This window comes from Psychrobacillus sp. 05T411, from assembly GCF_056396485.1.
The window spans coordinates 46,722-58,833 of the sequence record NZ_JBFTLO010000019.1; the positions used below are offsets into that span (position 1 = coordinate 46,722).

Here is a 12,112-nt window from a genome sequence, read left to right on the forward strand (position 1 = left end):
ATATAAAAATAGAATGGAGAATGATTAAATGAAATCTATCAAAATGGGAGTAGGATTCTTAATTTGTTTACTGCTCCTGGGGTGGTCTAATGAAGAAGCTTACGCTGACTCAACATGTTCATCCTATGGTGAAATAAAGCCAAACCAAAATCCTACTTTTCAGCATATGAACTGTTTACTTACCAATGCGGCATTAGAAGCAAATATTCCTCCCGAAGTGGTGAAAGCTGTGGCTTCAAGGGAAAATGGGGCTTGGAAACAATTTGATGAAAATGGCCAGCCTGTCATTTCAAAAGATAATGGGATAGGACTTATGCAAATTACCAATCAATCAGACTATGATCAAGAAAGATTAAAATACGATATTAACTACAATATTCAGGCAGGTGTCGAAATTCTTACGAGTATGTATAAGCGTACAGATTTACCTAAAATAAAAGGAGCAGGACAAGAAGTAATTGAAAATTGGTACTTCCCTGTCATGGCTTATAACGGTACAAAACCTGTGAATAGCCCTCTTTATCAGTCCAGTGGATTAAACAATAGAGAAGCTTATCAAGAAAAAGTATTTGCGCATATTGAAAAAGATAGTTACTTAAACGGTACGAAATTAGGACAGTTTCCTTTCCAAACAGCTGACTTTAAATATGACTCTAACAGCAGTGAAAATATTAAATTCAGCAAGATGGAATATACAGTAACGGGTAAGTTACATTCCTCTGATTATCGATTTAAAAAAGGAGACAAAGTATCAATAACAGCGGACAAGGTAAATTTAAGAACACTACCTAATACATCTTCTGTAGCAAAAGCCGTAACAAAAGATACTACTTTAATTATTGATGGGAATTTCAAATATGACCAATCCCCAACAAGTTTGAATCAATTTGTATGGTACCCGGTTAAAACAGAGGATCAAAAACTAACAGGTTATATTTCCTCTGCTTACATTACGAAAAAGCTAGGTGTACCTCCAGTGAAAGTTATGTGGGGGAAAACAGAACTAAAAATAGGACAAATAGGTAAAGTTACGATTCTATCTAATACAAACTTGGTCAAAATGGAGAGCGATGGTTCATTGACTACAGTCCGTCCTTTGAAAAAGGGCGAAGAATACCGAGTGTATAGCTATAAGAGTAATCATGGCGGTTTATATGGTGTGGGTAACGGAAGCTTCGTTCAAAAGTCCACGAACGTAAAATACGAAACTCCTTCTAAAAGCAAGTTGGCATTACTAGCACAATAACCAAAGTATAAGTAGTAAAACTGAAGTAAATACAAACGATAGCTCAGTTCATTGGACTGGGCTATTTATTATTAGGTGCAATGTGAATTATTCAGTTAAATGAGAACGTATGTGTGGTATAATGGAAGAGTAATAGAATAGTGTGATCATGGGCGGTCAGCATTTCCTTTATTTTCATTACTATTCCTGTGCGCTTACAAGAATAGGGAAAGGAGATGTTGCATATGTCAACTTTCGAAGCCTTGATGTTCGCAGTAGCGTTCGCTGCTTTGATCGTTTCCATTCTTACTTTTTCAAAAGAAAAAAGTAAACCGTCCCTGAGCCATAGCAAGCATTGGGTGGTTTACTCATCATAATTGCTGATCGCCTTTGAAGCGATACTATTTTATTGCAAGACTATTGGGTGTTGACGCACCCAATAGTCTTTTTTAATTTATTCAATTTCTATATTTATTATACCATTTGTATAGTTGTTTTCAAATAAATTGTCTATTGTATATCTAGTTAATTTAGTCTTCTACATTCGTCGATGAGTAAGTAGAGACATAAGGCGCACTTGTAAAGAATTGTTGCTTGTCGGCGATGTTATCAAAATTCATCGGATGGGATTTTGACCATACTTCATAGCTGTTCGGACCAGACCATTCTGTTAAAATAATATAAGTGTCTGATTTGATTGGTTTTAATACACGGAGTGCGATAAACCCTGGTTCATGTATGAGGGTTTTTGATAAGTTTGTATACTTGTATTCAAAAATGGGTTTACCTTCTTCGGAAAGGGGAATATGTTGTAGGGCGAAATATCCTTTCTCGGAGAACTGTCCGGAAGCTTCTAATATTTCATATTTTCTAGGAGCTTGGAAAACGGTTTTTTTGGCAGTTTCATGGATTAGTACAGAGTTACCTATTCCATGCAGCGCAAATATTTTTTCATTTGGGTGTTTTTTTTTGATGGATTCCATAAATTCAGGTGTTCCTGAAGTTAAATATAAATTCATATGAGTGCCTCCTAATTTTGTTTATTTGATATACTTTTCCCTTAAATGCAAATTTAAAAACACTCCGCCCTAATTTTGACGCTGAAACGGGACAAATTTATGACAAATACACTATATGCATATACAATAGTAAATAGAAAGACTATAGTGGAGACGTATATTTGAAAAGAGACTACCGTTTAGATAGAAGAAAGGCAGGAATTTTGAATGACTACTTTTAATGATACGCTTCTTCGTGCGGCACGCGGAGAACAAGTGGAGCACACGCCGGTTTGGTATATGAGGCAAGCAGGAAGATCTCAACCTGAGTACAGAAAAATAAAAGAAAAGTATTCTTTAGAACAAATTACGCATGAGCCAGAATTATGTGCATATGTTACACGTTTACCAGTGGAAAATTACAATGTAGATGCAGCGATTCTGTATAAAGATATTGTAACACCTTTAATTGGTATCGGAGTAGATGTGAAGATAAAAGCTGGTGTTGGGCCGGTAATTTCGAATCCGATCAGAACGGTGCAAGATGTATACAATCTTGGTGATTTTTCCCCAGAAGATGATGTTCCATTTGTATTAGAAACGATTAAATTGTTAACAACTGAACAATTGAATGTTCCATTAATCGGATTTGGCGGGGCGCCATTCACACTTGCTAGTTATATGATTGAAGGCGGACCATCTAAGAGTTATAACAAAACAAAAGCATTTATGATTTCGGAACCACAAGCATGGTTTGCACTAATGGATAAGCTTGCAGATATGACAATCGTTTATATTAAGGCACAAGTAAAAGCAGGAGCGAAAGCGATTCAAATTTTCGACTCATGGGTTGGTGCTTTAAACGTAGCGGATTATCGTATTTTCATCAAACCAGTAATGACACGTATTTTCACAGAACTTCGTGAACTAGGTGTACCACTAATAACATTTGGTGTAGGAGCAAGCCATTTAGCAATGGAATGGCATGACTTACCTGTAGACGTAGTTGGACTAGATTGGCGTTTATCGATTGAGGAAGCGCGTGCAAAAGGATTGACGAAAACGCTTCAAGGGAACTTGGATCCATCGTATTTAATCGGAGACTGGGCAGAAATCGAAAAACGTGCGAAAGTCATTGTTGAGCAAGGTGTAGCACAGCCAGGACATATTTTTAATATTGGTCATGGTGTATTCCCAGAAGTGAATCCGGATACTTTAAAACGTTTAACCACATTTGTACATGAATATAGCCGCGAACTAATTGCAGCAAAGTCTAACTAAACTTTTTTTGAGGTGACAATGATGAAAAAAACAATGGGATTATTAGTAATGGCATATGGAACACCGTACGAAGAAGCGGATATTGAACGTTACTATACACATATTCGCCATGGTCGTAAACCAAGTGAAGAACAATTAGCGGACTTAACGGGTCGTTACAAAGCGATTGGTGGGATTTCACCATTAGCAAAAATTACGAAAAACCAAGCACAAGGTTTATGTGATCGACTAAATGAAGTACAAGATGACATCGAATTCAAAATGTATATTGGATTAAAACATATTGAACCTTACTTAGAAGATGCAGTTGCACAAATGCACAAAGACGGCATCACGGAAGCGGTTTCTATCGTGTTAGCGCCACATTTCTCTACATTCTCGATTAAATCCTATAATGGTCGCATCAAGGAAGAAGCAGAGAAATTAGGTAATTTAACGATTACTTCCGTAGAAAGCTGGTATGACGAGCCGAAATTCATCCAATATTGGAATGAAAAAGTAAGCGAGGCATTCGCAGCAATGTCTGAGGAGCAACGTGAAAAAGCTTGTTTAATCGTTTCTGCTCATTCCCTTCCTGAAAAAATTCTGGCAATGGGAGATCCATATGCAGATCAGTTAAATGAGACAGCAGATTTAATCGCAAAAGCAGCTGGCGTGAAAAACTATGCGGTTGGTTGGCAAAGTGCTGGACAAACTCCAGAGCCATGGATTGGACCAGACGTACAAGATTTAACACGTGACTTACACCAAGAAAAAGGCTATACAACATTTGTTTACACTCCAGTTGGTTTCGTAGCAGAACATTTAGAAGTGCTATACGATAATGACTATGAGTGTAAAGTGGTATGTGATGATATTGGAGCTACATATGTACGTCCAGCGATGCCGAATGATCAATCATTATTCATCGATGCAATGGCCGATGTTGTTTTAAAACAACTTCGCGCGTAATTATTAAGAAAATGTAATCCCCAAAAACTATTTCTTCTTGGTTTTTGGGGATTTTTTATTTTTAGTTGGAAATTTAACGCGTTTAGTTGTAAAATTTGAGCAGTTAGTTGGAATAGGATATTTTAACCATATTCTCCTAACATTTTTTTAATACTTGAATGGAATTTCAAACTTTTTTCACACGTATTCGGTAAAATAGCTTTAGGGGGTGGGGACTTGAGAAAGCTAAGTATATTGTTCATCTTGTTTTTGCTTGGTGCGTGTGCACAGCCCTCATTTCCATCCGTTGATCCATCGGTTGATTTTGTGGCGAGCTTAAATACGGTGGACGGCACGATAGATTTCATTTCTGCGGAGAAGGAAGTGATGGAAAGTTGGCAACTGGATGCTTCGTATACAGGTTTTACATTAGTGTCAGCCGACCTATTATTACTTTATGGATTTACGTTAAAGGAAGCGGTTCTTATCGAGTTGTCTACAGGTAAACAGCTGGCAACGTTGAATGTACGAGAAGGAACAACCTTTGCTTACGCTTATGAAGATAATATTTACATAACAAATGGAAAAGACAATACGGTCTCTCTTTTCAATAAAAAAGGGGAGTCCCTAGCAGAAGCTGCTACTGGGAATTATCCGATGTCGATGATTGCACATGACGACGATCTATATGTAGTAAACTTCAAAGATGAAATTCTTTCTATATTTTCATTAGATTTAAAAGAAAAAGTGAAATGGGATATTCCGAATTCTTCCCACGGACTGTTCATAAATGGAAACGAACTATGGCTCGGTGGACATGGTGCTGGCAGTAGTCCGAATCGGGTTGTAAAGAGATATAATTTAGCGACTGGAGAGTTACTCGGTGAAATAGAAACACCAATGATGCCAATTAATATGACGAGAGCTGTAAACGGGCATATTTTTGTGGTCAGTCATGGAAGCAGCACTGTGTATGAGATATCAGAGACGGGTGAGGTGTTAGCTTCACTCAAAGCAGGGGCAAATCCTTTTGCGATTGCAACATTCGGAGATAATATCGTACTAGCGGGTTATGAAGATCATCAACTATATTTCATTCAATCGGGAAAAGTAATGAATAAGTTGCAAGTAGGAAAAGGACCATTTCAGTTAGTCGTAAGGGAGGCGAGCAAATGACAACGATATTAGTAGTAGATGATGAACAGGATATGCGAGGACTAATTGAACTGCATTTGCAAAAAGCAGGTTTTGATGTGTTACACGCTGAAAATGGAGAAGAAGCGATGAAAATGGTTTATTCGTTTTCCGTCGATTTAATACTACTCGATGTCATGATGCCTGGGAAAAGTGGCTTTGAAGTTTGCCAAGATTTAAGAGAATTTACATTGGTACCGATTATATTTCTCACCGCCTTAGATGCGAAAACAGATTTAGTTAAAGGACTTACACTTGGTGGGGATGACTATGTCATTAAGCCGTTTACTGCGATTGAACTACTAGCGAGAATAGATGCTATTTTAAGAAGAACTGGAAAAGTATCCAAAGACAATAAGCTCATAAAAGGGATAATAGTAAATGATCCCACCTCCAGACAAATATTACGAAACGATCAAAAAATTAACCTTACGCTCAAAGAATATGAACTGCTTCATCTGTTTATGGAAAATGAAGGAAGAGCTTTTTCTAGAGAGCAACTACTAGAAAGGTTGTGGGGGTTAGATTATGAAGGTGGAACACGGACGGTAGATACACATATTAAAACGCTTCGATTGAAGCTTGGTGTCGTTGCAGGAACATATATTGAAACTGTTTGGGGAATTGGTTATCGCTTTGAGGTAAAAGAATGAAAAAGCTATCGTTTAAAATATGGATGTTGTTGCTTGTTTTTATTACAACGACGATTGTGTTTTTAGTTATATTTACGAACTTTTTATATGAAGAACTTTACGTACAACATACCGAAATGTCGATGAAGGAAGTTGCGGAAAATTTGCAGCGTACATATGATGGTGGTGTCGTTACGAATGCATTTATTAAACAAACGGAGGATTATAATCGCTTTTCAGATGTGGAAGTATTTACGGTGCGAAATCCGAGAGAACTAAGTGCATGTCTTCCTTTCGATATTGATTATGACACATTAATTGGAGCAGAAGAAAGAGCGGAATTGATAGATGGAGATGCTATAACAAAACGTGGATATGAAAAGCGATTTGACCGGGATGTAGTATCGGTTATTTATCCACTCGTTGATGAGAATAGATTAGAAGGAATTATTTATGTATACGTACCTTTAACAAAAATTACCGAAATGGCATCTAGTGATGTACTTTTTTTAATTGTCATTGTTTCTCTTTTATTAATTTGCTTGGCATATATTAGCTTGAAAAGTTTGCAAAGGGTGTTAAAACCATTGGCCGTACTCAACGAAGCAGCGCTGGATATGGCTGCAGGAAAGTATGATACACGCGTGGAAGTTGAATCTCAAGATGAAGTGGGAGAGCTAGCGCGAAGTTTTAACCATATGGCATCGTCCATTCAACAAGAAGATGATAAGAAGCGAGACTTTCTTTCGATCGTTTCGCACGAACTTCGCACTCCGATTAGTTATATTAAAGGGTACGGCGAGGCATTTGAACAACAGCTTATACCGGAAGAGAAAAAGGCAGAAATATATACACTGATCACTCGAGAAGCCAATCGTATGCAGAAGCTCACGAATGATTTGCTGACTGTTGCAAGATCAGAGACGTTAGCGGAGGTAGAAACAAGTCCGCTCGTTTTAGCGGAAACAATTCGTGAGACAGTTCAACTTGTAAAAACGATGGCGAACGAAAAAGAAATAAGGTTTGCTATTTCAATAGATGAAGAGACGATTTTATGTGCAGACGAGCAAAAAACAAAACAAATCTTTATTAACATTTTAGAAAATGCGATTAGATATTCGCCTAACCATTCCACCATCACAATTTCGAATAAAACAACGAAAAAAGAAACGACTATTCAAATTGCAGATGAAGGATGTGGAATCGAAAGGGAGCATCTAGCACATATTACAGAGCGTTTCTACCGTGTGAATAAGGCCAGAAGCCGATCAGATGGAGGAACAGGACTAGGCTTATCCATTGCGGAGCAATTAGTAGAAGTGCAAAATGGGAAACTTACATTTGAAAGCGAAGTAGGAAAAGGAACGACTGTAAATATTACATTACCAATTTGGGAGGATACATTTGCATGAAAAAACGAATAGCGACATTTACATTAACAGCGATGGTACTAACTGGTTGTGGAGCAGAAGAGGCAAGTCATACAAATCATGAAGAAACGACTTTTCAAGAAATTGTTGTACAAATACAAACTCCTGAACAATTACCGGTAGGAGAGGAAGTTGCTTTAGCTGCCAAAGTGTCCCAAGGGGAAAAAGCAGTGGACGATGCGGATAAGGTAGAATTCGAAGTATGGGAATCCGGTTTGCGTGATGAAGGAAAAATGATTGAAGGGACATTAACAAAAGACGGTGTCTATGAAGCAAATTATACATTCAATCATGATGGGGTCTATTATATGTTTGCCCACACCACTGCAAGAGGTCTTCATACAATGCCTAAACAAAAGCTAACAGTTGGTAGCCCTGATTTAGGTTCCATATTACCAGACGAAAGCGATGACACAATGCATAACGGTCATTAAAAAATACTTGCAAAAAGAATACACTGGTAGTAATATAATGACTAGATGACCGAAATGGTTTTTTGGTCATTTTTCTTTAGAGAGAAAGGAGAGTTGCTAAATGGATCGCAAAAAAGAAATTTTAGAAGCTGCAACCAGATCTTTTTCACTTTTTGGATATAAAGCCACAACGATGGATCAAATAGCGAAAATCGCGAATGTAGGTAAAGGAACTATTTATACGTTTTTTGAAAACAAAGAAGTTCTCTTTCAAGAAATTGTGAGGACAATGATTTGCGAGATGAAGCAGGAGGCAACCAATGTAATTCGCGAAGGTGTTTCTTTTCAGGAAAATGCCCATGCTGCCTTGATGAAAATGTTGGAATTTCGAGAAACCCATCAACTCTATGCAAAAATTGTGGACGAAGAAAAAGACTGGAGAACACCAGCTGCTAAACAAATGCTACTTCAAACGGAGCAAGCAATTGTTACGTTCATTAAAGAGAAAATTGATAAGTATGTGGTTAAGGGAGAATTGAGGCAAATAAATAGTGAGCTTGTAGCATATTTATTGTTTAAGGGTTATCTTGCTTTTATTAATGATTGGAATGTAACGCATGAAGAATCATTATCCGAAGTAGAAATCGCAAACTTTTTTCAGGAAACAATTTTCCGGAGTCTCTTAGTTTGAGACTTATTTTTTTGATGTTAAATGACCAAATGAACAAAATAGTCAAACAGTTTTAGGAGGAAGATAGAATGATAAAAGCACAATGGAAAGCGATATTTACGAATCGAAAATTATTGATTCCTATTATTGCGGTATTATTTATTCCCGTTTTGTATGCAGGAATGTTTTTGTGGGCATTTTGGGATCCGTATGCTGGTTTAAGTGATTTACCGGTAGCAATCGTCAATTCAGACGAAGGTGCTGAAATGGAAGGACTGGAATTAGATCTTGGAGAGACGTTAAAAGATAAGCTTATCGATAGCGAGCAATTCAATTTTATATCTGTGTCGAAAAAAGAGGCACTTCAAGGTTTAGAAAATCAGAATTATTATTTGCTCATCGAAATTCCTGAGAACTTTTCACAGCATGCAACAACCTTATTAGATGAACAGCCAGAAAAAATGGTAATTACGTATAAAGCAAATGAAGGATATAATTTCTTAGCTTCTCAAATTGGTGGAACTGCGATGGATCGAATTCGCGCGGAGGTCAATAAAGAAGTAACATCCACTTACGCAGAACAACTATTTGATTCGATTACTAAAATTGGAAATGGTTTTGCGGAAGCATCAGATGGTGCAGGTCAATTAAAAGAGGGCGCTTCAGAAATAGATAATGGCGCTAGCGATTTGAAAGGCTACTTAGAACAACTGGCAAGCAGCACAATTGAACTGAAAGATGGTACAAATACAGTAGTAGATGGTATTCAAACAGCTGCAAAAGGATCAACTCAGCTAAATGATGGAATAGCTAAACTTGCTGATGGGTCTACTCAGTTAGCAGATGGAGCAAGTCAAACTGCAACAGGAGCAGGATCATTAAAAGAAGGTATAACAGATTATACAGCAGGAGTGGCAAAACTAAATGAAAGTTATCAATTACTTAGCGAAAAAGAAAAAGCTTTAGTTGCATCATTAGCTCAGTTACAAAGTAGCTCTGAGACGGTAAACGATAGTGCCAACCAATTATCACAAGGGGCTTCTCAAGTAACTTCTGGTATTAAAGCGTTAGCCGGTCAAATGGAACAAATAGGTGCTACACTTCCAGCAGAACAAGCGGCAGCATTAACGGAAACACTGAAACAATTAGAGGCTGGAAGTTCCACTGTATCAGCTGGATTAGAAAAACTTGCAGGTGGAACAACTGCATTATCTGATGGAACAGCTCAAGTGCATAATGGGGCTGAACAATTAAGTGCAGGATATACACAAGCTGCGCAAGGTGTTGCAAAACTAAATGAATCCTCGGCAGCATTAGTAGAAGGTTCTTCCAATTTAGCGGCAGGAACAAATACATTAGCGACAAAACTGAAAGAATTTAACACTGGTATTCAGCAAGCATATACTGGTTCAACTAACTTAGTTAGTGGTCTAAACCAATTAGCCAATGGTTCAACTCAATTACAAGAAGGAACTGGGACATTAGCTGAAAAATCTGGAGAACTTGCAGACGGATCTACTAAACTAGCGGACGGTACAAAAGCATTGGTCGATGGTACCAATACATTGCAAACGAGCCTACAAGATGCAAGTAAAGAGGTAGGCGAAGTAAGTGCCAATGATGCAACATTCGATATGATTGCTTCACCAGTGGATGTAGAGACAGAGGCGGTCAATTCAGTGCCGAACTATGGTACAGGTTTCACTCCTTATTTCTTATCACTTGGTTTATTCGTAGGGGCATTATTAATTTCGATTGTATTCCCACTCGTACAACCAGCTATTAAGCCAACAAACGGGGCATCATGGTTTACAAGTAAAGTAACTGTACTTGGGGTTGTTGGGATTATTCAATCCTTAATCGCAGTAGCTATCGCCTTATTTGCGCTTAAATTAGAAACACAAAATGTTGGTATGTTCATCCTAACAGCGATTATTACAAGCTTTACATTTTTAGCGATGATCCAATTATTTGTTTCCGTTCTAAGTGATTCTGGAAGATTCTTGGCTATTCTTGTGTTAATCCTTCAATTAACAACAAGTGCAGGAACATTCCCATTAGAACTGATTCCACAGCCATTACAAATTTTTAACAAACTATTACCGATGACTTATTCTGTTCAAGCTTTTAAAGCAGCTATTTCAACAGGTAATATGAGTGATCTATGGGCAAGCAACGGTGTCCTTATAGGATTTATGGTAGCGTGCCTAGTCTTAACATTTGGCTATTTCATGCTATTGTTCAAAAAACGTCATTCCAACCAAACAGCAGAAGTATAATTAAAAGCGCTTATCTCTAAAAAAGGGGATAAGCGCTTTTAACTATTCAATAATAAAAAGTTAAAGGGATAGAAATTTCGCAGTAAATGGTAAAGGGCAACAGAATAGAACGCGAAAGCAACCAGTATGCCGGCCAGAGCAACTATTTCATATACAAGAGCAACTAATCCATTGACGAAAGCAACTAAATCGTCTAACAGAGCGACCAAAAGAAAGCCGATGAAATCAGGGCGGGGAATCACTTCTAAAGCAGGAGCAAAAGTGCTAAAGCGACTGTCTCTGACCCGATTAAGTAATTGGGAACGATAAATGGAATAATGCACATAATAGAGATACTGCAACGTAATGCGTTGAATAAAGTGTCCGCTATGATTTTCGCTGCAGGACGGACGCTTTCCACGGGGTGTGCGATGAGCCTTCACCGCCGCTTGAGCGTACGTTGTGAAGTCTCATTATGCTCACTTAATCCCGTTGGAGTCGCCGCCCTGCAGCGAAAATCAATGGAAATTGCCAAATTATTGAGATCCCATATTAACAATAAATGGTTGAACGAGACAATATCCACTGCGAACGCGACAATCCCCGGTCATAGGTTGGTTGCCCTAAGCCATTTACTGGATGCATGCAATGGAAAAATGGGTAAAGTTTTGTTTTTTCAACTGGTCTGCACTGATAAGTATGTAGTTTCCATTAATTTTCACTTCATCCGATGGAAATCGTCTGCCCTACAGTGAAAATCTTAGCGGTTAATAAGATGCGCTATCCCAATAATACGTCTCAATCCTAGTACACTTGCTATTTTGCGAATTGGTTGCTTTCACAGGTATTTTGGTTGCTCTCGTATTGATTTAGTTGCTTTCCATATAGAACTGGTTGCTCCCAGTGATCGGTTGGTTGTCCTAAACCATTTATTGGATGAATGCAATGAAAAAACTGGTTGAAATTTTGTTTTTTAACGGGATGGTATTGATAATTGGGCAATTTCTTTTGATTTTCGCTACAGGCGTCGACTCCTACCGGATAAGTGAGCAAAATGAGCCATCCCAACGTACGCCTAAGG

11 protein-coding genes are annotated in these 12,112 nt (G+C 37.9%); 10 read left to right on the top strand and 1 reads right to left on the bottom strand.

Annotation, left to right across the window (positions count from 1 at the left end; all coding sequences use genetic code 11):
• Positions 1-28: 28 nt before the first annotated feature.
• Both AC1DFT_RS14815 and AC1DFT_RS14820 read left to right on the top strand, forming a co-directional pair.
• Positions 29-1,246 (top strand): transglycosylase SLT domain-containing protein, encoded by a 1,218-nt coding sequence (locus AC1DFT_RS14815; RefSeq protein WP_478159504.1) that lies wholly within the window; start codon positions 29-31, stop codon positions 1,244-1,246.
• A 224-nt stretch (positions 1,247-1,470) separates the two neighbouring features.
• On the top strand, positions 1,471-1,602 hold the full coding sequence (locus AC1DFT_RS14820) for a putative holin-like toxin (protein WP_478159505.1): 132 nt from the start codon (positions 1,471-1,473) through the stop codon (positions 1,600-1,602).
• A 153-nt stretch (positions 1,603-1,755) separates the two neighbouring features.
• On the opposite strand, the gene AC1DFT_RS14825 is transcribed toward AC1DFT_RS14820, so the two are convergent.
• Positions 1,756-2,244 (bottom strand): antibiotic biosynthesis monooxygenase family protein, encoded by a 489-nt coding sequence (locus AC1DFT_RS14825; protein ID WP_478159506.1) that lies wholly within the window; start codon positions 2,242-2,244, stop codon positions 1,756-1,758.
• Positions 2,245-2,451: 207 nt separating this feature from the next.
• On the opposite strand from AC1DFT_RS14825, the gene hemE reads away from it, so the two are divergent.
• The 8 genes from hemE to AC1DFT_RS14865 all read left to right on the top strand — a co-directional run bounded on the left by hemE (position 2,452) and on the right by AC1DFT_RS14865 (position 11,052).
• Entirely contained in the window at positions 2,452-3,504 is a 1,053-nt protein-coding gene (hemE, locus tag AC1DFT_RS14830; RefSeq protein ID WP_478159507.1) for a uroporphyrinogen decarboxylase, read from the top strand.
• Positions 3,505-3,522: 18 nt separating this feature from the next.
• Positions 3,523-4,455 carry a ferrochelatase gene (hemH, locus tag AC1DFT_RS14835; protein WP_478159508.1) on the top strand — a complete coding sequence of 311 codons (933 nt, stop codon included), beginning with the start codon at positions 3,523-3,525 and terminating at the stop codon, positions 4,453-4,455.
• Between the two features lie 216 nt (positions 4,456-4,671).
• Positions 4,672-5,610 carry a YncE family protein gene (locus AC1DFT_RS14840; RefSeq protein ID WP_478159509.1) on the top strand — a complete coding sequence of 313 codons (939 nt, stop codon included), beginning with the start codon at positions 4,672-4,674 and terminating at the stop codon, positions 5,608-5,610.
• Positions 5,607-6,281 carry a response regulator transcription factor gene (locus tag AC1DFT_RS14845; RefSeq protein ID WP_478159510.1) on the top strand — a complete coding sequence of 225 codons (675 nt, stop codon included), beginning with the start codon at positions 5,607-5,609 and terminating at the stop codon, positions 6,279-6,281. Before AC1DFT_RS14840 ends, AC1DFT_RS14845 begins: the two co-directional genes overlap by 4 nt.
• Positions 6,278-7,672 (top strand): sensor histidine kinase, encoded by a 1,395-nt coding sequence (locus tag AC1DFT_RS14850; protein WP_478159511.1) that lies wholly within the window; start codon positions 6,278-6,280, stop codon positions 7,670-7,672. The genes AC1DFT_RS14845 and AC1DFT_RS14850 overlap by 4 nt, the downstream gene beginning before the upstream one ends.
• A complete protein-coding gene (locus AC1DFT_RS14855; RefSeq protein ID WP_478159512.1) occupies positions 7,669-8,124 on the top strand; it encodes a FixH family protein in 456 nt (151 codons plus the stop codon). The genes AC1DFT_RS14850 and AC1DFT_RS14855 overlap by 4 nt, the downstream gene beginning before the upstream one ends.
• Before the next feature lie 100 nt (positions 8,125-8,224).
• Entirely contained in the window at positions 8,225-8,794 is a 570-nt protein-coding gene (locus AC1DFT_RS14860; RefSeq protein ID WP_478159513.1) for a TetR/AcrR family transcriptional regulator, read from the top strand.
• Positions 8,795-8,862: 68 nt separating this feature from the next.
• Positions 8,863-11,052, top strand: coding sequence for a YhgE/Pip family protein (locus AC1DFT_RS14865; protein WP_478159514.1), 2,190 nt, complete (start codon positions 8,863-8,865; stop codon positions 11,050-11,052).
• Positions 11,053-12,112 lie beyond the last annotated feature (1,060 nt).